Genomic DNA, 23,427 nt, shown 5'->3' with positions numbered 1-23,427 from the left:
GCATTAGCTTAGTGGTTTCAACGAATCTGAGCCGAGGTGTGCAATGGTGCTGGAAACATGGCTGGCGTTTTTCGCCGCTTGCTGGGTGATCAGTCTTTCGCCGGGCGCCGGTGCCATCGCATCGATGTCCAGCGGTCTGCAATACGGTTTCTGGCGCGGCTACTGGAATGCCCTGGGCCTGCAATTGGGGCTGGCGTTGCAAATCGTGATTGTCGCCGCCGGTGTCGGCGCGGTCCTCACCGCATCGGCGACCGCGTTTTATGCGATCAAGTGGTTTGGTGTGGCCTATCTGGTTTATCTGGGCGTCAAGCAGTGGCGAGCCATCCCGGGCGATCTCAGTGATGACGCGGCCGTGCGGCCTATCGGCAAGCCTTTGGCGCTGGTGTTTCGCGGTTTTCTGGTCAACATCAGCAACCCCAAGGCATTGGTGTTCATGCTTGCAGTGTTGCCTCAATTCATCGACCCGCATGCCCCGCTGATCAAGCAATACCTGATCCTGGGTGTGACGATGGTTTGCGTCGACCTCATCGTCATGGCCGGGTACACCGGGCTGGCATCCAAAGTCCTGCGCCTGCTGCGCACTCCGAAACAGCAGCGTCGAATGAACCGCACCTTTGCCGGGCTGTTCATTGGTGCGGCGGGGTTGCTGGCGACAATTCGCAAAGCCTCGGTCTAACCCGCCGGTTGCAATGTGGCGGGGATAAATCTCCTCGCCACAAAATAATCGCTGAACCGCTTAGCGCAAAATGACCGGCGCAGTATCCCGTGGCAGGTTGTTGCGCGGCACAGGCTCGCCGGTCTGTTCGTAGTCAGGCCCACCAAGTTGTTCGCTCAGTTGCCGCGCTACGTCCTCACCCAGGGCCTTGGACACTTCGCGCACGACCCGCGGGCGGTTGAGGTTGATGCGTACGTCCCGGTGGTTCAGCAGCTTGGTGTCCTGGCCTTCACCCATGGCGGTGAAGGCCGAGGTGATTTCGTAGGTCTTGGTGTTGATCAGGCTGAAATCCGCCACCAGGGTCAAGGCGAGCACGGCCGAGTAGCTGTTGGTATTGGCCAGTTCATTGATGTCGCGGGTGAAGTCGATGTCCGATACGGTGCCGAACAGCACGTAATCGGCGCCCTTGAAGTGCCCGGCCTTGATTCGCTTGATCACGTCATAGACGTCGCCCGTGGACGAAGCAGTGTGGGGCGTGCCTTGCACGAGCTGGAACATCCCGCTGCGCAGGATTTCGCCCTTGATGTCGCCGGTGAACTTGCGCAGTTCGCCCTGCTCGATGTAGCTGGTGGTGGCCTCCATCTCGTCGTAGCTCGACGAGGCGCTGGCGCTGTAAGGGTTCGCCTGGAAGTTGCTCTGGGCCGAAACGGTGTGGATGTATTCCTCCACCCGTTGCTGGTACGCCAGGTCCGTGACCGCGACTTTCGGGGCCGCCTGGGCGCCGAACGCGCAGGCCAGGGCCATGATGCCGATCCATGTGCGCATGGCTTAGCGCTCCGTGGTCTTGCGGATTTCTTTCTCGTCCATCCACTCGGCCAGACCGCTTTCGACGTCGATCAATTGCAGGCTGAATTTGTAGAAGACGTCCTTGTAGTCGCTGCTGCGCTTGACGATCGAGCTGATGGAGCCTTCGAGGCGGTATTTGGCCGCGATCATGTTGCCGGTCTTGGCCACGGTGCTTTTCTTGTACAGGCCGCTCTGGTTTTGCAGTTTGAGCTGGTCAACCTGGCTGTCCATGGCGTTGTTGTCGCTGGCGAAACGTGCGGCACCGGTCTTCATCAATTGGGTCTTGATGCTGGTGGTGATCTCGCGGGTGTCGATGTACTCGCTGGTCTTGTTCTTCACGTCATAGACCTGAACCACCGGGCGGCCCTGCAGAATGCCGGACTGGGCCAGGGAGCGGGTCATGGACTCGGCGATCATTTGCAGGTCGGTGGAGCCAAATTCGTTGGTCACGGTTTCCACGGCCTTGGTGTCGCCGTAGCTGATGTTCTTGTTGCCCAGGACTGGAGAGTTGTTGGCACAGCCGCTGATCAGCAGGGCGGCCAGGGCGAGGGATGAAATGCGTACAAACATGGGAGTGCTCTCGAAAGCTGAAAAATTAGGGTTAACACGTGGTGCCAGTCAGTAGAGCCTTTGTGGGAGCGAGCCTGCTCGCGATAGCGGTCTGTCAGCCAAGCTCATTGCTGGCTGATGCATTGCTATCGCGAGCAACCTCGCTCCCACAGGTGTGTGGCTCAAGGCGTATTGATTTCCAACCGGAAATCCACAGCCTTGGGTGTCGGTGCGATGGCCGGCAGGAAACTGGTTTGTTCGCCATACAGCGTCAGGCTTTTCCAGGTTTCTTCCTCGGCAACCGGAAAGCCTTCCGGTCCCAACCAGGCAAAGCGGTAGTACATCGTCTTGTTGTTGAAGCTGGTGTTGCTCAGCTGCACATTGACGGTCAGGTAGCCGTTTTCCCGGGCTACGCGCATGGCGCCGACCACGATGTTTTTCTGCTTGCCCATGGCCACGACTTTGCTGGCGGCGCTGCCCGGCTCCGGTGGCGCAGGGGTGGCGCAACCGGCCAGCAAGGCCAGGACACCGATGGTGATCAGTTTTAAACGCATTTGAACAAGACTCCGTTCTTAAGGTTGCTTGATGCTGGCGACGGCGGTCGGGTTGGTGCTCGGGATCACCTGGGCGGCCAGGCCACCGGCGAAGACCTGATTGCCTACTGCCCGCAGGCTGATGACCTGGTAACGCTGATCGACGGTGACCTTGACCACCGAACCGCCCACCGCATTCGGCAAGGTGACCTGGTGTTCACCTTTTTTCAGGCGCAGACGCACCACTTGGGTGTAGTCCGGCAGGGTGCGCCAGGTCCGGGTGTCCGCGCCTTCCAGCACGGCCGAGGTCAGGCCCACCGCGAGGCCGGCCAGGGGATTGGTTTCGTTGATCTGTTTTTGCGCCACGCCACGGGTGATCGCGCGCACGGTTGTGCGCAGGATGATGCCGGGCATGTCGTCGCGCAGGGCGCGGCGGGACATTGCTGTGGTGCTGTTGAGCTGGGTCAGGTCCAGTTGACGACCGTCGACACCGATTTGAGTGAACGTGGCGGTGGAGGTGTCAGGCTTGATCAGGGGGAATGACAGTGGCGTGATCACCACATTGCCGCTGATGGGCAGGGGCAGGGGAATGCGGATCGAGTCCCGGGACGGCGCCAGGCCGCTCTGCACCACAATCAGGATGTCGCTTTCATCCTTCTTGCCAGCGGGCTTGTCGAGGTTGATCAATGCCTGCTCCAGCAACGGCGTATTCGGACGCAGTTCGGCGGCTTTGCGATAACCCGGAGCGGCCAGGTCTTTTTCGCCCAAGGCTTCATAGACGAACCCGGCCAGGTAATGGCTGAACGCACTCTGATAGCTGTTTTTCAGGCTAATCACTTCCGGCGCGTCGAGGCTGGCCACCGGGTAGCCCTGCAGGTCCTTGTACTCGGTCTTGACCCCTTGCTTCTCGGCGTCTTCCTCGCGCTTGAGGTATTCCTTGTCCCGCAGGTCGGCAATCACCGCTTCGCGCTCGTGGGTTTTCTTGATCTGCATCCGCGCGCCGTCGAAGTCGTTCACGGCCAGCTGGTTCAGGGCCATCTGCGTGGTCAGCATGACCTTTTCGTAGTCATAGCCTTCGTAGCGTCGAACTTTATCGTTGACCAGAAAGCTGCCGAACTGTGCCAGATATTTGCCTGTGTCGAGCTTGACTGCATCTTCCCACTGACCCACCTGCTGATCGGCGCTGGACCAGGCAGCCTGACTGCCGGGCAGGTCGCCCTTGGCGCGCAACAGTTCGCCTTTTTCGAAGAAATACAGCAGGTCTTTGTCTTGGCTGGTGTTGTTTTTCTCCAGCAGGGTCAACGCCGCGTCGACGTTGCCGGAAGCCAGTTGCTGATTGGTCTGGGCCAATTCGCTGTCGTAGTTGCGAAACGCAGAGCAGCCAGACAACAAGGTGATCGCGCCGAGGGCGATCGAAAGAGCGGCACGGGATGCCATGAATACTTCTTCCCTGAGGTATCAGCCGGGGGTGCGGGTCGGGCTGGGACGATCCACGGACGAGCGCCGGGCGCTGTCGGTTCCTCATAACCGGAGGAGCTTTTATGCCTTCGGACAATAAGAGGGCGGCGGGATTATAAACATGGCCGTTGGCTATGTAATGGCTTTTTAATCTCGTAATGCAGTTTTTGTGACATCACTTCCAAGCGTGAAGATCCGATGAAATCTGCTTCAGAAACACATCAACCCTTGAGTCAAGGTCATTGGAAGTGAACAATGTGTTACTTCTTATTTCCATCTGAGAGTCATTCATGACTGCCCCGTACCGTTTTCTGGCCTGGCTAGCGCTGCCGTTGTTTGCGCTATGCAGCGCCAATCTATTGGCCGACACCCTGGAGGGCGCCCCCCAGGCGCTGCATTTACTGGATTACATCGGGGCGGATTATCCGGCGACGGTGCAGGCGGGCAAGGTTGTCGACGAGTCTGAATACCGCGAGCAACTGGAATTTACCCAGCGCCTGGAAGGGCTGATCGTTGCGCTGCCAGCCAAACCTGAAAAAGCAGAGCTGACACAAGGCGTCGCCGCCTTGCGCAGCGCCATCACCGCGCATCAGGACGGCGATGAGGTCGCCCGCCTGGCGCGGCAACTGGGGGCCCGACTGGCGGTGGCGTATGAGGTCAGTCAGGCGCCGGTGATCACCCCGGACCCGGCCCGCGGTGCGCCGCTATATGCGCAGAATTGCTCGGTGTGCCACGGTGACAGCGGGGCCGGCGACGGTCCCGCCGGTGTCGGCCTGGAGCCTGCGCCCGCCAACCTGCGCGATGGGGCGCGCTTGGATCATCTGAGTCTCTACGCGATCTACAACACGCTTGGCATGGGCGTCGAAGGCACTGACATGCCGGCCTTTGCCGATCAGCTCGACGACCGTCAGCGCTGGGACCTGGCGACGTACATCGCCAGCTTCAGCGCCGACCCGGCGGCCGCTAAAAGCGGACAGACCTTCAACCTCGCTGATCTCGCGCGCCAGACACCGGCCGAAATCCTCGCGGCGCAGGGCCCTGAAGCGGCAGCCACCTTTCGTGCCCAGCGTGCCCAGCCGCCACAAGTGCAGCGTGGCCCGGCGCAGTTGCTCGACTACACCGCCACCACCCTGGACAAGAGCATCGCGGCGTATCGCGCCGGTGATCACGACCAAGCCTATGACTTGTCGGTAGCGGCTTACCTGGAAGGTTTCGAGCTGGTGGAAAGTTCGCTGGATAACGTCGATGCCAATGTGCGCAAGGACACTGAAAAAGCGCTGATGGCCTACCGTCAGTCGTTGCAGGATGGCTTGTCGGTCGAGCAGGCCGAGCAGCGCCTGGACGCGGCCAAGGCCAAGCTGACGGAGTCGGCGGATCTGCTGGGTGGCGACGGTTTGAGCTGGTCGCTGAGCTACATCTCGGGCTTGCTGATTCTGCTTCGCGAAGGGCTGGAAGCGATTCTGGTGCTGGCGGCGATCCTGGCGTTCCTGCGCAATACCGGCCAACAGTCAGCGGTTCGCAGCGTCAACGTCGGTTGGGGGCTGGCGCTGCTGGCTGGTCTGGCGACCTGGGGGCTGGCCGCTTATGTGATTGACGTCAGCGGCGCCCAGCGCGAATTGCTCGAAGGCGCAACGGCCTTGTTTGCCAGTGTGATGGTGCTGTGGCTGGGTGTGTGGATGCACGACCGACGTCACGCGGCGGCCTGGCAGGATTACATCAAGAGCAGTCTGGTGGGCGGCGGCGGACGTTTCGGTTTTGCGATCCTGGCGTTTTTCTCGGTCTATCGCGAGCTGTTCGAAGTGATCCTGTTCTACGAAACCCTGTGGCTGCAAGCCGGTCCCGCCGGGCATGATGCCGTGTTGGCCGGCGGTGCCACGGCGCTGGTGCTGTTGGTGGGGTTGGCCTGGGTGATTCTGCGCGGCTCGGCGAAACTGCCTCTGGCGTTGTTTTTCAGCATCAATGCCGGATTGCTCTGCGCGCTGTCGGTGGTTTTCGCCGGTCATGGCGTGAAGGCGCTGCAGGAAGCCGGGATCTTTGGCACCCGTCCGGTGGCGTTCTTCGATTTCGACTGGCTGGGCATTCACGCCGATGCTTATTCCTTGGCCGCCCAAGTGGTGGCGATCGTGGCGATTGTGGTGTTGTACGGGCGCAGTAGGGTGGCGGAGAAGCGTAGGGTCCAGGTTTCCTGAACAGCATTCGCTGCGCTCATAATCGCGGGCAAGCCTTGCTCCCACAGTCAGTATTCGCCTGTGGGAGCAAGGCTTGCCCGCGATGCTTTTAATTAGAGGAGAAACTCAATGCGTGTATGGATCGACGCCGACGCCTGCCCCAAGGCCGCGAAGGAACTGGTGGTCAAGTTCGCCTTGAAACGCCGCTTCGAAGTGGTGCTGGTGGCCGGCCAACCGCAGATCAAGCCAGCGTTGGCCTGCGTGAAGCTGATCGTGGTGCCCAGCGGGCCTGACGCGGCGGACGATTACCTGGTGGAGCATGCCGTACCGGGTGAGCTGGTGATCTGCAGCGACGTACCGTTGGCTGACCGGCTGGTGACGAAGGGGGTTGCGGCACTGGATCCGCGGGGCAAGGAGTTCGATGCGCAGAACATGGGTGATCGGCTGGCGGTGCGCAACCTGTTCACCGACTTGCGTGAGCAGGGCCATATGGGCGGCGGGCCGGCAGCGTACAGCGAGCGGGACAAGCAAGGGTTCGCCAATGCGCTGGATCGGATACTGACGCGCTTGGCCCGAACTTCCTGAGTCTTGCTCGGACCTCTTGTGGGAGCGAGCCTGCTCGCGATGACGGTGTGTCAGCAAACAGATACATCAACTGAACTGACGCCATCGCGAGCAGGCTCGCTCCCACATTGAAGGGTGGTGTTACTCGTCATTCTCGTGAGTCAACTCCAGCACCCGGTCTACCAGTTTATTGATCCCCGAAGCCGCTTCGCTGATGTTCTGCGCCAGCATGTAGGCCGGCGTGCTGACCAGCTTGCGCGCAGTGTCTTCGACGATATCGGTGACAGCGCAGTCTTCGTGGATGCCGCCCATTTTGGTGACGGCGGCGGCAGTGTCGGTATCTGTGCCAATGGTGCAGGTCACCCCCGGACCATAGATTTTTGCCGCCAGGGCCGGGGAAATGCAGATCAGCCCCACCGGTTTTCCGGCCTCGGCAAAGGCTTCGGTCAGCGCCAGAACCTCCGGCTGGACGGTGCAGCCCGCGCCTTCGACGGCAAAGTTGGAGAGGTTCTTCGCCGCGCCGAAACCGCCAGGCACGATCAGCGCGTCGAAGTCCTCGACGTTGGCTTCGCGCAAATCCTTTACATTGCCCCGAGCGATCCGGGCGGACTCCACCAGCACGTTGCGGCTCTCGGGCATCTGCTCGCCGGTCAGGTGATTGATGACCTGCAACTGCGCGATGTCGGGGGCGAAACACTGCACCTGTGCGCCGCGCTGGTCGAGGCGCAGCAAGGTGATCACGCTTTCGTGGATCTCTGCACCGTCATACACGCCACAGCCGGAAAGGATCACTGCAACTTTTTTGCTCATGGGCTTTTCTCCAGATTCATGGCGTTAAATGTCCACTAATTTGTCACTCGTTGCCATAGGGTTATCGAGCAGCTACACCTAATCTGCCGACTATCTCCCTGCTTTGTCTGCTCGGGTTGCGTCATGAATTTCATTCTGTATGCCGTGCCGTTTTTCTTTGTGCTGATTGCCGTCGAGTTGCTGGCCGACCGCTGGCGGGGTGTGAGCCATTACCGCGTGGCAGACGCCATCAACAGCCTGAGCACCGGCGTGCTCTCCACCACGACCGGTTTGCTGACCAAGGGCGTGGGGTTGGTGACCTACGCGTTTGCCTTGGAACACCTGGCCGTTATCCACTTGTCTGCCGACCAGGCCTGGGTCTGGGTATTGGCCTTCGTGTTCTACGACTTCTGTTATTACTGGCTGCACCGCATGGGCCATGAGCGCAACATCCTCTGGGCGGCCCATTCGGTCCATCATCAGAGCGAGGACTACAACCTCTCCACGGCGTTGCGCCAGACCAGCACCGGGTTTGTGTTGAGCTGGATTTTCTACCTGCCGCTGGCGGTGGCCGGCGTGCCGCTGGTGGTGTTCGTCAGCGTGGCGGCGTTGAATCTGCTGTATCAGTTCTGGGTCCACACCCAACACATCCCCAAGCTCGGCTGGCTGGAGTGGTGTTTCGTTACGCCGTCCAATCATCGCGCCCACCATGCACAGAACCCTCTTTACATGGATCGCAATTACGGCGGGGTGTTCATTATTTGGGACCGTCTGTTTCGCACCTTTCAGGAAGAAGACGCTAACGAACCGGTGATTTTTGGCGTGACCACGCCGCTGGCGAGCTGGAATCCGTTGTGGGCCAACCTGCAGTTCTATGCGCAATTGTGGGCGGATGCGCGACGGGCAGAGCGCTGGCGAGACAAACTGCGGATCTGGTTTATGCCCACCGGTTGGCGTCCGGCGGATGTGGCGGCGCGGTACCCGCTGAACAAGCCGGACCTGAGTCAGTTCCGCAAATTCGAGGTGCCGCTGGACGGCCGCCAGCAGTGGTACGTGGCGTTGCAGTTCTGTACCTACATTGCGCTGGGCAGTTACTTGATGAACCTGGAGAACAGCCTGTCGGTTGCTGCCCTGGTGTTGGGTTGGGGCACGGTGGCGCTGGGTTTGTTTGTGTTGGGCGTGGCCCTGGAGAATCGCCCGTGGGCCCTGAGGCTGGAGCTGTTGCGGCTGGTCCTGAATTTACCACTGGTGTGGCTGGCGCCGCTGGTGGGGTTGTGGCCGGCCAGCCCCGTGGCCTGGGTTGGGTTGCTCAGCTACAGCCTGCTCAGTGGCATCGGGCTGTATTGCTGTCGCAGTCGGGTCACTCGGCTGGCGTCGTAGGCTGGTGGGTCCTGGCTTGCTCCAGCCGTTCGGCTTCGAGGACTTTCCTGGCCAGCCGTGCATTCTTGATACGTCGACGCAGCCACAGGCATAGCCCCAGCACCAGCAGGGCACCGAGTACCCACAACTCATATTTCTTGATGCTGCCCAGCATGCCTTCGAGCACCGCGCCGAAGTGGTACGCGGCGGCGGCCAGGGCAGTGGCCCAGATCGCCGCGCCGATACCATTGAGCAACAGATAGCGGCCCGGCGGATAGCCCGACAGCCCGATGGCCACCGGCATGACTGTGCGCAAGCCGTAGACGAAGCGAAAACTCAGGACCCAGATGTCCGGATGCCGGCGAATGTGCTCCAGCGCCCGATCGCCCATCAACTGCCAGCGAGGTTTTCGCGCCAGTAGCCTGCGGCCGTGCTTGCGCCCCATGAAGTACCACAACTGATCGCCCGCGTAGCTGCCGCAGAACGCCACCACCACCACCAGATTGATGTCCATGTAGCCACGGAACGCCAGGAAGCCTGCGAGCACGAGGATGGTTTCGCCTTCGAAGAACGTGCCGATAAACAAGGCCAGGTAGCCGAAGTCATGGAGAAATTGCTGGAGCATTGTCTGGGTGCTGGCGAAATGAACGCGCAGCCTAACCCTTCGGACACATTCAGGAAAGTATCGAGATGTGTCTCGACGTGAACATTTCCTGCAACGACAATGACTGCGACGACGGGACGCAGGTGCACATATCTGTCATCTGTTCGTCATAATGGCCGTCTATAACTGTCACGCTCGCCCGTCAGCGCGGGCTCAGGAGTCTGCCGTGAGCTTTACCCCCGCCAATCGTCTGTTCCCCGCTACCCGTCTGCGTCGCAATCGCCGTGATGAGTTCTCTCGTCGGCTGGTACGTGAAAACGTGCTGACCACCGATGACCTGATCCTGCCGGTGTTCGTGCTGGACGGTGAGAACCGTCGCGAGGCCGTGGCATCGATGCCCGGGGTAGAGCGCCTGACCATCGACCTGTTGCTTGAAGAAGCTGCCAAGTGGGTCGAGCTGGGTATTCCGGCGCTGGCGCTGTTCCCGGTCACGCCTGCCGGGCTCAAGTCCCTGGACGCCGCCGAAGCCTGGAACCCCGATGGCATCGCCCAGCGCGCGACTCGGGCCCTGCGTGCCCGTTTCCCGGAACTGGGCGTGATCACCGACGTGGCGCTGGACCCGTTCACCACGCATGGGCAGGACGGCATTCTCGATGAAGAAGGCTATGTGCAGAATGACATTACCGTCGATGCACTGGTCAGGCAGGCGTTGTCTCACGCCGAGGCCGGTGCCCAGGTGGTGGCGCCGTCGGACATGATGGACGGTCGCATCCAGGCGATCCGTGAGGCGCTTGAAGTGGCCGGTCATGTCAATGTGCGGATCATGGCCTACTCGGCCAAGTACGCCAGCGCCTATTACGGCCCGTTCCGTGATGCGGTCGGCTCGGCGCTGAATCTGGGCAAGGCCAACAAGGCCTCTTATCAGATGGACCCGGCCAACAGCGAGGAAGCCTTGCACGAAGTGGCGGCGGACTTGTCAGAAGGGGCTGATATGGTCATGGTCAAGCCGGGCATGCCTTACCTCGACATTCTTTGCCGGGTCAAAGACGAATTCAAAGTACCGACCTTTGTCTATCAGGTCAGCGGCGAGTACGCCATGCACATGGCGGCAATCCAGAACGGCTGGTTGGGCGAAGGAGTGATCCTTGAGTCCTTGACCGCTTTCAAACGTGCAGGAGCTGATGGCATCCTGACTTACTTTGCTGTGCGCGCCGCCCAATTGTTACGAGAGCAGAAATAGCCTCCCAGGAACTTGTGATGAATACCGAAGGACTCTCTGAAGTTGCCGTAAAAGACGCTCAGCCCGTGGTCGAGCAGGTCGCCGAAACACCGCCGGAGCATGAGGCCGTGCCTACGCCGCCGGTGGTACCCGAGGCCCCCGTGGCCCCTGCGATTGTCATTCCCAACCTGGATGACAGCAGCCTGTACATCCATCGCGAGCTGTCGCAACTGCAGTTCAACATCCGCGTGCTGGAGCAGGCGCTGGACGAGTCCTACCCGCTGCTGGAACGGCTCAAGTTCCTGCTGATCTTTTCCAGCAACCTGGACGAGTTCTTCGAGATTCGCGTCGCCGGCCTGAAAAAGCAGATCACCTTCGCCCGTGAACAGGCCGGTGCCGACGGCCTGCAGCCGCACCAGGCTCTGGCCCGCATCAGCGAGCTGGTCCACGGCCACGTTGACCGCCAGTACGCGATTCTCAATGACATTCTGTTGCCCGAACTGGAAAAGCATCAGGTTCGCTTCATTCGTCGGCGCAACTGGAACACCAAGCTCAAGACTTGGGTGCGCCGCTATTTCCGCGACGAGATCGCCCCGATCATCACCCCGATCGGCCTCGACCCGACGCACCCGTTCCCGCTGCTGGTCAACAAGAGCCTGAACTTCATTGTCGAGCTTGAAGGCATCGACGCCTTCGGTCGCGATTCCGGCCTGGCGATCATCCCCGCGCCACGCTTGTTGCCGCGCATCATCCGCGTGCCGGAAGACGTCGGCGGGCCCGGTGACAATTATGTGTTCCTGTCGTCGATGATCCACGCTCACGCCGACGACCTGTTCCAGGGCATGAAGGTGAAGGGTTGCTACCAGTTCCGCCTGACCCGTAACGCCGACCTGTCGGTAGACACCGAAGACGTCGAAGACCTGGCCCGCGCCCTGCGCGGCGAGCTGTTCTCGCGCCGCTACGGTGATGCGGTGCGCCTGGAAGTGGCCGACACTTGCCCCAAACACCTGTCCGACTACCTGCTCAAGCAGTTCAACCTGCATGAGACCGAGCTGTATCAGGTCAACGGTCCGGTCAACCTGACCCGACTGTTCAGCATCACCGGTCTGGACAGCCATCCGGAACTGCAATATTTGCCGTTCACGCCGCAGATCCCGAAGTTGCTGCAAAACAGCGAAAACATTTTCAGCGTGATCAGCAAGCAGGACATTCTGCTGCTGCACCCGTTCGAGTCGTTCACGCCCGTGGTCGACCTGCTGCGCCAGGCGGCCAAGGATCCCCACGTATTGGCGGTGCGCCAGACCCTGTATCGCAGCGGCGCCAACTCGGAAATCGTCGACGCCTTGGTGGACGCGGCGCGTAACGGCAAAGAGGTCACGGCAGTGATCGAATTGCGGGCGCGCTTCGATGAAGAGTCCAACCTGCAACTGGCCAGTCGTCTGCAAGCGGCCGGTGCGGTGGTGATTTATGGTGTGGTCGGCTTCAAGACCCACGCCAAGATGATGCTGATCCTGCGGCGCGAGGCCGGCGAGATCGTGCGTTACGCCCACCTGGGCACCGGCAACTATCACGCCGCCAACGCCCGTCTGTACACCGACTACAGTCTGCTGACCTCCGACGATGCCTTGTGCGAAGACGTCGGCAAGCTGTTCAGTCAGTTGATCGGCATGGGCAAGACCCTGCGCATGAAAAAACTGCTGCACGCGCCGTTCACCTTGAAAAAGGGCATGCTCGACATGATTGCCCGGGAGACGCAGTTCGCCCTGGACGGCAAGCCGGCGCACATCATCGCCAAATTCAACTCGCTGACCGATCCGAAGATCATCCGCGCGTTGTACAAGGCCAGCCAGTCGGGCGTGCGCATCGACCTGGTGGTGCGCGGCATGTGCTGCCTGCGGCCGGGTATCCCGGGGGTTTCCCACAACATCCATGTACGCTCGATCATCGGCCGCTTCCTGGAACATACCCGGGTGTTCTACTTCCTCAACGGTGGGGAGGAGCAGATGTTCCTGTCCAGCGCCGACTGGATGGAGCGCAACCTCGACAAGCGCGTCGAGACCTGCTTCCCGGTGGAAGGCAAGAAGCTGATCCTGCGGGTCAAGAAGGAGCTGGAAAGCTACCTCACCGACAACACCCACAGCTGGAGCCTGCAATCGGACGGTCGCTATATCCGCAACACGCCGACCGGCAACCAGAATGCCCGCAGCGCCCAGGCGACATTGCTGGAGCGCTTGGGCAGCCCATTGCTGACGGTTCGTTAAGAGGCAGAGGCAGGCTTAGCTTTTGTGGCGAGGGAGCTTGCTCCCGCTGGGCTGCAAAGCGGCCCTGAATTCTTGGGAGGGCTTCGCCCTCCAGCGGGAGCAAGCTCCCTCGCCACAGGGATTGCAGCTCACTCCAGTGAGCAATCAGTGGATGTTCAGCACGATCCCGACTCGGGTAAGCCATTCAGCTTCCTGGGCGAAGTCGGCCTGGGTCAGTTGGTTCTCCTCCAGCCAGCCCTCGGGAAACAGCACATCCAGTTGAGCTCCGTCGGCGCGCAGGACCACCTGAGGCATTTCCTGGGTACCGCGGATGTGGTGGAACAGGATCGCAAAGCGCAGCAGCACGCACAGACGAATCAGTTTGATACCGTCATTGCCGAACTCGGCGAATTTATCCCTGGGAATATTGCGCCGGTGGCCACGTACCAATAGCGCGAGCATCTGCTGGTCTTCGCGGGAGAAGCCTGCCAGGTCCGAATGCTCGATCAGGTAGGCGCCGTGTTTGTGGTAGTGATAGTGGGCGATGTCCAGGCCCACCTCATGCACCTTGGCGGCCCAGCCCAGCAATTCGCGCCAGACCCCGTCGTTCAGATCCCAGTCGTCGGCCACTTGGTCGAAGGCGTGCAGCGCCTTGCGTTCGACCCGTGCGGCCTGTTCCTGATCGACGTGGTAACGCTCCATGAGCGAGCCCAGGGTGCGCTCACGGACGTCTTCATGGTGATGGCGCCCGAGTAGGTCATAGAGCACGCCTTCGCGCAGGGCGCCCTCGCAGTGGTCCATGCGTTGCAGTTCCAGAGCGTCGAAAATTGCTTCGAGGATCGCCAGGCCCGCCGGGAAAATCGCCCGGCGGTCAGGCTTGATGCCTTCGAAATCGATTTTGTCCGAGTCGCCGAGCTTGAACAGCCTGCGCTTGAGCCAGGCCAGGCCTTCGGCGTTGACCTCGCCAGTGCCATGGCCGCCGGCCTTGAGGGCCAGGCCAATGGCGCGAATGGTGCCCGAGGAGCCAATGGCTTCATCCCAGGTCAGGCGGTGCAGGGCATGTTCGATGCTCATGATTTCCAGACGAGCCGCCGTATAGGCCTGGGCGTAGCGCGCCGGGGTGATCTTGCCGTCGCGGAAATAACGCTGGGTGTAGCTGACGCAACCCATTTGCAGGCTTTCGCGCAGCAGCGGCTCGAAGCGCTGGCCAATGATGAATTCGGTACTGCCGCCACCGATGTCCGCCACTAGGCGTTTGCCCGGTGTGTCTGCCAGCGTATGGGAGACACCGAGGTAAATCAGACGGGCTTCTTCACGCCCGGAAATGACTTCCACCGGATGGCCGAGGATCTCTTCGGCGCGGTGGATGAATTCGCCGCGGTTGCGCGCCTCGCGCAATGCGTTGGTGCCCACGATCCGTACCGCGCCCAGGGGCATGCCGTTGATCAGTTGGGCGAACCGCTTGAGGCAATCGAGCCCGCGCTGGATGGATTCTTCGCTCAGCTGGCGCTCTTCGTCGATGCCGGCGGCCAGTTGGACCTTCTCGCCGAGCCGCTCAAGAATTCGGATTTCCCCGTTCTGGGCCTTGGCGACGACCATGTGGAAGCTGTTGGAGCCCAGGTCTATGGCTGCGATCAGGGACAGATTCTTGGCTTGGGATGGCGGCATGGTCAAAAAGTCTCGGTCGATAACCTTGCCATCCTGCCACGATCAACCGCTTACGCCAACGCAAAGGCGACCGCTTCGCGTCAATCGCGAGCAGGCTCGCTCCCACAAGTGACCGAGTCGCGATCGAAGTGGGTGCGAGCCTGCTCGCGATGAGGCCAGAAACGGCGCAGCAGAACCTCAGGTCGCCGACTCGACCGTCCCGATAAAATTCGCCAGTTCCACCGTCTGCGGATCGGCGAACAGCACCTTGGGGTCCCCCGTCTCATGCACCTTGCCCTGGTGCATGAACACCAGCTTGTCCCCTACTTCACGGGCGAAGCGCATCTCGTGGGTGACCATGATCAGGGTCATGCCGTCCTTGGCCAGCTGTCGCACCACGCCGAGCACTTCATTGACCAGTTCCGGGTCCAGGGCGGAGGTGATTTCGTCGCACAGCAGTACTTTTGGCGACATCGCCAGGGCGCGGGCGATGGCGACCCTCTGTTGCTGGCCGCCGGACAGGCGGTCCGGAAAGGCGTCGAATTTCTCCCCGAGTCCGACTCGCTCCAGCATCTGGCGTGCCAATTCAGCCGCTTTGGCCTTGGGTACTTTTTGAACAACCTGCGGCGCGAGCATCACGTTCTCACCGACGGTCAGGTGCGGGAACAGGTTGAATTGCTGGAACACCATCCCGACTTTCTGTCGAAGGCTGCGCAGATCGGCGCGGCTGGCGTCGAGGTATTCGCCGTCGACTTCAATCACGCCGTCGTTGATCGACTCCAAACCATTGAGGGTGCGCAAGAGGGTGGATTTGCCCGAACCGCTGCGACCGATGATTGCCACGACCTGGCCTTCCTCGACGCTCAGGTCGATGCCTTTAAGCACGTGGTGATCGCCGTAGTATTTATGCAGGGCGGAAATTCTAAGCAGAGGCATGCAGTCTCCTTTCCAGGTAGCGCGCACTGAGGGACAAGGGGTAGCAAAGCAGGAAGTAACCGAGGGCCACCAAGCCATACACCATGAACGGCTCGAACGTGGCGTTGGCGAGCATGCCGCCGGTCTTGGTCAGTTCGGTAAAGCCAATGATCGAGGTCACTGCCGTGCCCTTGACCACTTGCACCGAAAACCCCACGGTCGGCGCCACGGCGATGCGCAAGGCCTGGGGCAGGATCACGTAGCGCAACTGCTCCAGCGGGTTGAGGGCCAGGCTCGAGGATGCTTCCCACTGGCCGTTGGGAATCGCGTCGACGCAGCCGCGCCAGATCTCCGCCAGATAGGCACTGGTAAACAGCGTCAAGGCAATCGCCGCCGCCATCCACGGCGAGATTTCCACCCCGGCCAGGGCTACGCCGAAGAACACCAGGAACAGCTGCATCAACAGCGGTGTGCCCTGGAACAGCTCGATGTAGGTGCGAGCAATATTGCGGGGCAGGGCGTTTTTGGAAATGCGCAGCACCATCACCAGCAAGCCGATCACGCCGCCCCCGATAAACGCCACCAGCGACAATGCCAGGGTCCATTGCAGGCCCGTGAGCAGGTTGCGCACCACGTCCCAGAAAGTGAAATCGCTCATTGGCTGCTCCTGGCAATGTAGCGGCGCCCCACCCAGTTCAGGAACTGGCGGATCAACAGCGCCATGCACAAGTAGATCAGCGTGGTCAGTGCATAGGTTTCGAACGCGCGGAAATTACGGGACTGAATGAAGTTGGCGGCAAAGCTCAGCTCTTCAGTGGCGATCTGCGAGCAGACCGCCGAGCCGAGCATCACGATGATGATCTGGCTGCTCAGGGCCGGCCAGACCTTGCCCAGCGCCGGCAGCAGCACCACATGACGAAAGGCTTCGAAACGGCTCATTGCCAGAGCCGCGGCGGCTTCCAGCTGCCCACGCGGAATGGCCTGGATGCCGGCGCGGATGATCTCGGTGGAGTAGGCGCCGAGGTTGATCACCATTGCCAGTACCGCTGCCTGCCATTCGGATATCTGCAAGCCCAGGGACGGCAGGCCGAAGAAAATGAAAAACAGCTGCACCAGGAATGGCGTGTTGCGGATCAGCTCCACGTACACGCCGAAGATCGCCGAGAACGGACGAATATGCCACGCCCGCACCACGGCACCGACGATGCCCAGGCCAACCCCGAGCAGCGCGCCGATGGCCGTCAACTCCAAGGTGAACAAGGCACCGCGCAACAGCAGCTCGGTGTTCTGCACCACCGGCATAAAATCGAACTGATAAGCCATGCTCAACCTCTCAGGCGACGGTCAGAGATCGGCCGGCAGCGGCTGCTTGAGCCAGGTCTGGGAGTTTTTCTCCAGGCTGCCATCGGTCTTGGCAGTGGCCAGGATCTGGTTGACCTTGTCCAGCAGCGCCGGCTCGTTCTTGTTCACGCCCACATACACTGGCGAATCCTTGAGTTTTACTTTCAGCGCCGGGACGCGCTTGGGGTTGCGTTCGCTGATTGCGACCATCACCACGTTGCCGCTGGCGATCAGGTCCACCTGACCGGCCAGGTAGGCGGCGATGGTCGAGTTGTTGTCTTCAAAGCGTTTGATCGTGGCGCCTTGGGGAGCGACCTTGGTCAGCTCGATGTCTTCGATGGCGCCGCGGGTGACGCTGATGGTCTTGCCCTTGAGGTCGTCCAGGCCATTGATGGCGGCGTCGGGCGGGCCGAATACCGCGAGGTAGAACGGCGCGTAGGCGCTGGAGAAGTCGATGACTTTTTCACGCTCGGGGTTCTTGCCCAGGCTGGAGATCACCAGGTCAACCTTGCCGGTGGTCAGGAACGGAATGCGGTTGGTGCTGTTGACGGGGGTCAGTTCAAGCTTGACCTTGAGCTGATCGGCCAGCAGTTTCGCGGTGTCGATGTCCAGGCCGCGCGGCTTCATGTCCGGGCCAACCGAGCCGAACGGCGGGAAGTCCTGGGGGACTGCGACTTTGAGGGTGCCACGCTTGACCACGTCTTCCAGGCCGTCCGCTTGAGCGGGCAGATGAGTGAGCATCAGGCTGGCGAACAGGGCGGTAAGCAGGGCGCTGTAACGCTTGATCATGGCGAATCTCCGCATCGGTGATGTGATTTCTGCGTTCGGACAGAGCACAGGCCATGCCAAGCTGGTTTTTAATCTGCCAAAGCCACGGTTTTACTGGTGGGATGAGGTCTTACTGGTCTGAACAGTTGCGCCGCGTTTCGCACCGTTATCGAGCGTTGGTATTTGCCGCCGAACCCAAGTGGAGCACGACTTGCCGGGCGCGGCGTTTAGCTTTACAACTGGTCGCTCACTGGCCCGGTTCGTCTGAAAAACCATGAATTCCATCTCTCGCGCAGTGCCCGAAGTGGCGCTGCAAGCCATCCGTAAACTGATCGTCGATGAAGGCTTCGCTCCCGGGGATGCGCTGCCGTCGCAACGGGACCTGGCGTTGCAACTGGGGGTGAGTCGCGCCTCGCTGCGTGAAGCGCTTTCATCGTTGAGTGCGCTGGGCGTCATCAGCGTACAGCCGGGCAAGGGTGTGTTCGTGCAGTCGTCGGTGGAGGTTTCGCGCAGCGAACTGGCCCCGGGCTGGCCGTTCGCGGCCCAGGCTTCGCCGGTGGATATCTTCCAGTTGCGTTATGCCCTGGAGGGTTTCGCGGCCGGGTTGGCGGCGGTGACGTTGAGCGCCGATGAACTCGACACATTGGAGGACAACGTCGAGGCCATGCGTCGGGAGCTCAAGGCAGGGGATTTCGACGCAGCGGCGCGGCTGGATTTCGAGTTCCATCGGCGCATCCTGCAGGCCAGCGGCAACCAGGCGATGCTGAGTATTCTCACCGCCAGCGCCGACATCTTCCTGGAGAGCCAGAAACTGCCGTTCATCAGGGCGGAGCGGGCGATGGAGACCTGGCAGGAGCATCGCAAGATCCTTCGGGCCCTGGCCCGTCGCGCTTCGGGTGGCGCGCAAAAAGCCATGCAGGAACACGTACGTAACGCCGCACTGCGCACCGGAATTTCCTTCGTGGCCCCGGCTGCCCCATGACGGGCGTCATACCTAAATACATCAGACACCATAGCGAGACTCAATCAACTGCGGCTTCCTGAACCCGGTAAGGGCAGCTATGATGGGCCACGTTTTTTTGCTGACAATCCCGGAGATTCCATGAGCAGCGATCTGATCAAACATGTTAGCGACGCTAGCTTCGAGGCTGACGTACTCAAGGCCGAAGGCGCGGTACTGGTCGACTATTGGGCTGAGTGGTGCGGTCCATGCAAAATGATCGCCCCGGTCCTGGACGAAATCGCTGGCGCCTACGCTGGCAAGCTGACCATTGCCAAGCTCAATATCGACGAGAATCAGGAAACCCCGCCCAAGTATGGCGTGCGTGGTATCCCGACGCTGATGCTGTTCAAGAACGGTAATGTCGAAGCCACCAAGGTTGGCGCACTGTCGAAGTCGCAACTGGCTGCTTTCATCGACGCCAACATCTAAGCGCCGAATGCTGTTGAAAAAGCCCCGCTAATCGCGGGGCTTTTTTCGTTACTCGGGGCTAGACGCTCGCAAACTCAGGTGTTACATTCGGCCCCGCACTGGTTTCTCCTTTGCCCCCTGCAAGCCGTCGCCGACGCACTCCTTTCGAATAAGTACGCGATCCTGTCGCCTTCTCCGCGGCGCGGCCTCATTAAGCCAAAAGCTTAATTTCCCCCCTCCATAAATGATTACGTCATTCCTATATGAATCTGACTGAACTCAAGCAAAAGCCGATTACCGAACTGCTCGAATTGGCCGAACAGATGGGCATAGAAAATATGGCCCGTTCGCGCAAGCAGGACGTGATTTTCTCCCTGCTCAAAAAGCACGCGAAAAGCGGCGAGGAAATCTCCGGTGATGGCGTGCTGGAGATTCTCCAGGACGGCTTCGGCTTTCTCCGCTCCGCAGACGCTTCCTATCTTGCCGGCCCAGACGATATCTACGTCTCGCCGAGCCAGATCCGTCGTTTCAACTTGCGCACCGGTGACACCATCGTTGGCAAGATCCGCCCTCCGAAGGAAGGCGAGCGTTACTTCGCACTGCTCAAGGTCGACACGATCAACTTCGATCGTCCGGAAAACGCGAAGAACAAGATTCTCTTCGAGAACCTGACCCCGCTGTTCCCGACCGTGCGCATGAAGATGGAAGCCGGTAACGGTTCCACCGAAGACCTCACCGGCCGGGTCATCGACCTGTGCGCACCTATCGGCAAGGGTCAGCGCGGTCTGATCGTGGCGCCGCCGAAAGCGGGCAAGACGATCATGCTGCAGAACATCGCGGCCAATATCGCTCGTAACAACCCTGAAGTTCATCTGATCGTGCTGCTGATCGACGAGCGTCCGGAAGAAGTGACCGAGATGCAGCGCACCGTGCGCGGCGAAGTGGTTGCCTCGACGTTCGACGAGCCGCCGACCCGCCACGTGCAGGTTGCCGAGATGGTGATCGAGAAGGCCAAGCGCCTGGTCGAACACAAGAAAGACGTGGTGATCCTGTTGGATTCCATCACCCGTCTGGCCCGTGCCTACAACACCGTGATCCCGAGCTCCGGCAAGGTGCTGACCGGTGGTGTCGATGCCCACGCCCTGGAGAAACCGAAACGTTTCTTCGGCGCCGCGCGCAACATCGAAGAAGGCGGCTCGCTGACCATCATCGCCACCGCGCTGGTTGAAACCGGCTCGAAGATGGACGAAGTGATCTACGAGGAATTCAAAGGCACCGGTAACATGGAACTGCCTCTGGATCGCAAGATCGCTGAAAAGCGCGTCTTCCCGGCCATCAACATCAACCGTTCCGGCACCCGCCGCGAAGAGTTGCTGACCGCCGACGACGAGCTGCAGCGTATGTGGATCCTGCGCAAGCTCCTGCATCCTATGGATGAAGTCGCTGCCATCGAGTTTTTGGTCGACAAGTTGAAGCAGACCAAGACCAACGATGAGTTCTTCCTGTCGATGAAGCGCAAGTAATCGATCAGGCAGGGCAGCAAAGCCGGGGAAACCCGGCTTTTTGCTATCCGTGCATTCACTATTTTGAACGGGCGGCGTTAAACTCGGGCCCCCGAACGCCACGGCTACCATGAGGCTTTTGCATGCAGTATCGCGACTTGCGCGACTTTATCAGCGGTCTGGAACAGCGCGGCGAACTCAAGCGCATCCAGGTGCCGGTGTCCCCCGTACTGGAAATGACCGAGGTCTGCGACCGTACGCTGCGAGCCAAAGGCCCGGCGCTGTTGTTTGAAAACCCGACCGGTTATGACATCCCGGTGCTGGGCAACTTGTTCGGTACGCCGGAGCGCGTGGCCTTGGGCATGGGCGCCGAAGCCGTCAGCGAATTGCGCGAGATCGGCAAGCTGCTGGCGTTTCTCAAGGAGCCTGAGCCGCCCAAAGGCCTGAAGGATGCGTGGTCCAAGCTGCCGATTTTCCGCAAGATCATTTCCATGGCGCCGAAAGTCGTCAAGGACGCCATCTGCCAGGAAGTGGTGATCGAAGGCGACGATGTCGACCTGGCAATGTTGCCGGTGCAGACCTGCTGGCCGGGCGACGTGGGGCCGCTGATTACCTGGGGCCTGACCGTCACCAAAGGTCCGAACAAGGATCGTCAGAACCTCGGTATCTACCGTCAGCAGGTCATTGGCCGGAACAAGGTCATCATGCGCTGGCTGAGCCACCGTGGCGGTGCACTGGATTACCGGGAATGGTGTGAAAAACATCCTGGGCAACCGTTTCCGGTGTCCGTGGCCCTCGGCGCGGACCCGGCGACCATTCTCGGCGCTGTCACGCCAGTGCCTGACAGTCTTTCCGAATATGCTTTCGCCGGGCTGTTGCGTGGCAACCGCACCGAACTGGTGAAATGCCGCGGCAACGACCTGCAAGTGCCGGCCACTGCCGAGATTATTCTTGAAGGCGTGATCCATCCCGGCGAAATGGCCGATGAAGGTCCGTATGGCGACCACACCGGCTACTACAATGAAGTCGACAGCTTTCCGGTGTTCACCGTCGAGCGCATTACGCATCGGATCAAGCCGATTTACCACAGTACCTACACTGGCCGTCCGCCTGATGAGCCGGCCATTCTCGGGGTGGCTCTGAACGAAGTGTTCGTGCCGATCCTGCAGAAGCAATTTCCCGAGATCACCGACTTCTACCTGCCGCCGGAAGGCTGCTCTTACCGCATGGCCGTGGTGACCATGAAGAAGTCGTACCCGGGACATGCCAAGCGAGTCATGCTGGGGGTCTGGTCGTTTTTGCGACAGTTCATGTACACCAAGTTCGTTATTGTCACTGACGACGATATCAACGCACGAGACTGGAACGACGTGATCTGGGCCATCACCACGCGCATGGACCCCAAGCGTGACACGGTGATGATCGAGAATACGCCGATCGATTACCTCGACTTTGCCTCGCCGGTGTCCGGCCTGGGGTCGAAGATGGGACTCGATGCCACGCACAAATGGCCCGGTGAAACCACCCGTGAGTGGGGCCGGGTGATCGTCAAGGATGAAGCCGTTACCCAACGGATCGATGCCATCTGGAATCAGTTAGGAATAGATTGATGCGTGTAACCTTGCAGCCTTCCGGGGCGGTGTTGGATATCCGGCCCGCCGAGCGGATTCTCGATGGCGCGCGACGCCTGGGCTACGAGTGCCCGCAAAGCTGCCGCAATGGCAACTGCCATGTCTGTGGTGCGCTGTTAGTGGAAGGCCGCGTGAAGCAGGCGGGTGAAGTGCGCGATCACGGTGAGATTTTCACCTGCATTGCCGAGCCCCTGGAGGACTGTGTGGTGCTCTGGGATGGCGTGCTGTCACCGGGCGAGTTGCCGGTGCGCAGCCTGGCGTGCCAGGTCACTGAATGCGCCGACGTGGGCGGTGATGTCTGGCGAGTACGCCTGCGCGCGCCGGCGGGCAAGCCGCCGCGCTATCACGCGGGGCAGTACCTGATGATCGAGCGGGAAAATGGCGAGAAATCGGCGTTTTCCCTGGCCTCGGCGCCGCATTCGGGGCGCGAGCTGCAATTGCACGTATTAGTGCGCGAAAACAGTGCGCAGACATTGTTGGAGCAACTTCAGCGTAACCCCAATGTGCGCATCGAAATGCCCTTTGGCGACACCCATTTGTCCGAGTTGCCGGAGGGCCCACTGGTGTTGATTGCCGCCGGTACCGGCATGGCGCAGATGCACAGCCTGATCGAACATTGCCGCGCAGCGGGTTTCAAACACCCGGTGCATCTGTATTGGGGTGTGCGGCGTCCGGAAGATTTCTATGAAATCGAGCATTGGGATGAGTGGAAAAAACTGCCGAACCTGTATCTGCACAAAGTCGTCAGCGACCTGTGCGGCTGGACAGGTCGTTGCGGGATGCTTCACGAAGCTGTGTGCGAGGACATCAGCAATCTCAAGGATGTGCATGTCTACGCCAGCGGTTCGCCGGCCATGATCTATGCCACGCTCGATGCCTTGGTAGAGGCCGGAATGGACGCCCACCAAATGCGCGCCGACGTGTTTGCCTATGCGCCGCGCTCTTGAGCCGCGCTCTTGAGCGGCTCTTGAAGCTTGATTGAGGTCTGTTTTTTTGTAGCGAAAGAATTTCAGCTTTGTAGGAGCAAAGCTTGCTCGCGAAACAGGCACCTCGCTCTCTGAAAGACTGCATCGCTCTCATCGCGGGCGAGCCTTGCTCTCACAGGGTCATATACCTGGCGATATATCGATTCGATATTTAGTACGCGCACTAGATGTCGTTAAGGTATATGCCTGAGTTTCAGGCATTCATGGCATCCAACTTGCCTTGATTCTGATCAGCGTCAGTG

22 protein-coding genes are annotated in these 23,427 nt (G+C 60.4%); 11 read left to right on the top strand and 11 right to left on the bottom strand.

Annotation, left to right across the window (positions count from 1 at the left end; genetic code table 11):
* Positions 1 to 43: 43 nt before the first annotated feature.
* Entirely contained in the window at positions 44 to 676 is a 633-nt protein-coding gene (rhtB, locus tag GKKCFE_RS24710; protein ID WP_047226113.1) for a homoserine/homoserine lactone efflux protein, read from the top strand.
* Between the two features lie 60 nt (positions 677 to 736).
* Here rhtB and GKKCFE_RS24705 read toward each other — a convergent pair whose 3' ends face one another.
* The 4 genes from GKKCFE_RS24705 to GKKCFE_RS24690 form a co-directional block, all read right to left on the bottom strand.
* Positions 737 to 1,480 (bottom strand): penicillin-binding protein activator LpoB, encoded by a 744-nt coding sequence (locus tag GKKCFE_RS24705; protein WP_188251433.1) that lies wholly within the window; start codon positions 1,478 to 1,480, stop codon positions 737 to 739.
* 3 nt (positions 1,481 to 1,483) lie between these two features.
* Positions 1,484 to 2,071, bottom strand: coding sequence for a penicillin-binding protein activator LpoB (gene lpoB, locus GKKCFE_RS24700; protein ID WP_316912332.1), 588 nt, complete (start codon positions 2,069 to 2,071; stop codon positions 1,484 to 1,486).
* 161 nt (positions 2,072 to 2,232) lie between these two features.
* Complete coding sequence (locus GKKCFE_RS24695; protein WP_256229828.1) at positions 2,233 to 2,604, bottom strand: YcfL family protein; 372 nt, start codon at positions 2,602 to 2,604, stop codon at positions 2,233 to 2,235.
* Positions 2,605 to 2,622: 18 nt separating this feature from the next.
* Positions 2,623 to 4,020: a COG3014 family protein gene (locus GKKCFE_RS24690; RefSeq protein WP_188251432.1), complete on the bottom strand. Its 1,398-nt coding sequence runs from the start codon at positions 4,018 to 4,020 to the stop codon at positions 2,623 to 2,625.
* 311 nt (positions 4,021 to 4,331) lie between these two features.
* On the opposite strand from GKKCFE_RS24690, the gene GKKCFE_RS24685 reads away from it, so the two are divergent.
* Positions 4,332 to 6,230 carry an FTR1 family protein gene (locus GKKCFE_RS24685; protein ID WP_445577213.1) on the top strand — a complete coding sequence of 633 codons (1,899 nt, stop codon included), beginning with the start codon at positions 4,332 to 4,334 and terminating at the stop codon, positions 6,228 to 6,230.
* A 108-nt stretch (positions 6,231 to 6,338) separates the two neighbouring features.
* The gene (locus GKKCFE_RS24680; protein ID WP_445577212.1) at positions 6,339 to 6,794 is read left to right on the top strand and encodes a YaiI/YqxD family protein; all 456 of its coding nucleotides are present in this window, start codon (positions 6,339 to 6,341) and stop codon (positions 6,792 to 6,794) included.
* 120 nt (positions 6,795 to 6,914) lie between these two features.
* On the opposite strand, the gene elbB is transcribed toward GKKCFE_RS24680, so the two are convergent.
* On the bottom strand, positions 6,915 to 7,583 hold the full coding sequence (gene elbB / locus GKKCFE_RS24675) for an isoprenoid biosynthesis glyoxalase ElbB (protein WP_417695322.1): 669 nt from the start codon (positions 7,581 to 7,583) through the stop codon (positions 6,915 to 6,917).
* 123 nt (positions 7,584 to 7,706) lie between these two features.
* Between elbB and GKKCFE_RS24670 the strand changes: the two genes are divergently transcribed.
* Positions 7,707 to 8,942 carry a sterol desaturase family protein gene (locus tag GKKCFE_RS24670; RefSeq protein WP_047226105.1) on the top strand — a complete coding sequence of 412 codons (1,236 nt, stop codon included), beginning with the start codon at positions 7,707 to 7,709 and terminating at the stop codon, positions 8,940 to 8,942.
* Here GKKCFE_RS24670 and GKKCFE_RS24665 read toward each other — a convergent pair.
* Positions 8,923 to 9,546 (bottom strand): DedA family protein, encoded by a 624-nt coding sequence (locus GKKCFE_RS24665; protein ID WP_445577211.1) that lies wholly within the window; start codon positions 9,544 to 9,546, stop codon positions 8,923 to 8,925. The genes GKKCFE_RS24670 and GKKCFE_RS24665 overlap by 20 nt on opposite strands.
* 205 nt (positions 9,547 to 9,751) lie before the next feature.
* Between GKKCFE_RS24665 and hemB the strand changes: the two genes are divergently transcribed.
* Positions 9,752 to 10,765 carry a porphobilinogen synthase gene (gene hemB, locus GKKCFE_RS24660; protein ID WP_047226103.1) on the top strand — a complete coding sequence of 338 codons (1,014 nt, stop codon included), beginning with the start codon at positions 9,752 to 9,754 and terminating at the stop codon, positions 10,763 to 10,765.
* A 17-nt stretch (positions 10,766 to 10,782) separates the two neighbouring features.
* Complete coding sequence (gene ppk1 / locus GKKCFE_RS24655; RefSeq protein WP_076383067.1) at positions 10,783 to 13,005, top strand: polyphosphate kinase 1; 2,223 nt, start codon at positions 10,783 to 10,785, stop codon at positions 13,003 to 13,005.
* A gap of 144 nt (positions 13,006 to 13,149) precedes the next feature.
* On the opposite strand, the gene ppx is transcribed toward ppk1, so the two are convergent.
* The 5 genes from ppx to GKKCFE_RS24630 form a co-directional block, all read right to left on the bottom strand.
* On the bottom strand, positions 13,150 to 14,652 hold the full coding sequence (gene ppx, locus GKKCFE_RS24650; RefSeq protein ID WP_047226101.1) for an exopolyphosphatase: 1,503 nt from the start codon (positions 14,650 to 14,652) through the stop codon (positions 13,150 to 13,152).
* A gap of 177 nt (positions 14,653 to 14,829) precedes the next feature.
* Positions 14,830 to 15,567 (bottom strand): amino acid ABC transporter ATP-binding protein, encoded by a 738-nt coding sequence (locus GKKCFE_RS24645; RefSeq protein WP_076383066.1) that lies wholly within the window; start codon positions 15,565 to 15,567, stop codon positions 14,830 to 14,832.
* On the bottom strand, positions 15,554 to 16,204 hold the full coding sequence (locus tag GKKCFE_RS24640; protein WP_445577210.1) for an amino acid ABC transporter permease: 651 nt from the start codon (positions 16,202 to 16,204) through the stop codon (positions 15,554 to 15,556). Before GKKCFE_RS24640 ends, GKKCFE_RS24645 begins: the two co-directional genes overlap by 14 nt.
* Positions 16,201 to 16,869 carry an amino acid ABC transporter permease gene (locus tag GKKCFE_RS24635; protein WP_047226098.1) on the bottom strand — a complete coding sequence of 223 codons (669 nt, stop codon included), beginning with the start codon at positions 16,867 to 16,869 and terminating at the stop codon, positions 16,201 to 16,203. Before GKKCFE_RS24635 ends, GKKCFE_RS24640 begins: the two co-directional genes overlap by 4 nt.
* 21 nt (positions 16,870 to 16,890) lie before the next feature.
* Entirely contained in the window at positions 16,891 to 17,676 is a 786-nt protein-coding gene (locus tag GKKCFE_RS24630; protein WP_047226097.1) for a transporter substrate-binding domain-containing protein, read from the bottom strand.
* 253 nt (positions 17,677 to 17,929) lie between these two features.
* Here GKKCFE_RS24630 and GKKCFE_RS24625 point away from each other — a divergent pair, with 253 nt between their 5' ends.
* From GKKCFE_RS24625 to GKKCFE_RS24605, 5 genes are all read left to right on the top strand, one after another.
* A complete protein-coding gene (locus GKKCFE_RS24625) occupies positions 17,930 to 18,637 on the top strand; it encodes a FadR/GntR family transcriptional regulator (protein ID WP_047226096.1) in 708 nt (235 codons plus the stop codon).
* 120 nt (positions 18,638 to 18,757) lie between these two features.
* Positions 18,758 to 19,087, top strand: coding sequence for a thioredoxin TrxA (trxA, locus tag GKKCFE_RS24620; RefSeq protein WP_139048907.1), 330 nt, complete (start codon positions 18,758 to 18,760; stop codon positions 19,085 to 19,087).
* A gap of 242 nt (positions 19,088 to 19,329) precedes the next feature.
* Positions 19,330 to 20,589, top strand: coding sequence for a transcription termination factor Rho (gene rho, locus GKKCFE_RS24615; protein ID WP_025216061.1), 1,260 nt, complete (start codon positions 19,330 to 19,332; stop codon positions 20,587 to 20,589).
* A gap of 122 nt (positions 20,590 to 20,711) precedes the next feature.
* Positions 20,712 to 22,178 (top strand): 4-hydroxy-3-polyprenylbenzoate decarboxylase, encoded by a 1,467-nt coding sequence (gene ubiD / locus GKKCFE_RS24610; RefSeq protein ID WP_039590257.1) that lies wholly within the window; start codon positions 20,712 to 20,714, stop codon positions 22,176 to 22,178.
* Positions 22,178 to 23,146 (top strand): CDP-6-deoxy-delta-3,4-glucoseen reductase, encoded by a 969-nt coding sequence (locus tag GKKCFE_RS24605; protein WP_047226093.1) that lies wholly within the window; start codon positions 22,178 to 22,180, stop codon positions 23,144 to 23,146. The genes ubiD and GKKCFE_RS24605 overlap by 1 nt, the downstream gene beginning before the upstream one ends.
* The last annotated feature ends 281 nt before the right edge of the window (positions 23,147 to 23,427 follow it).

Source organism: Pseudomonas sp. E141, from assembly GCF_052659885.1.
This window is presented reverse-complemented; position numbering and strand designations above follow the sequence as displayed.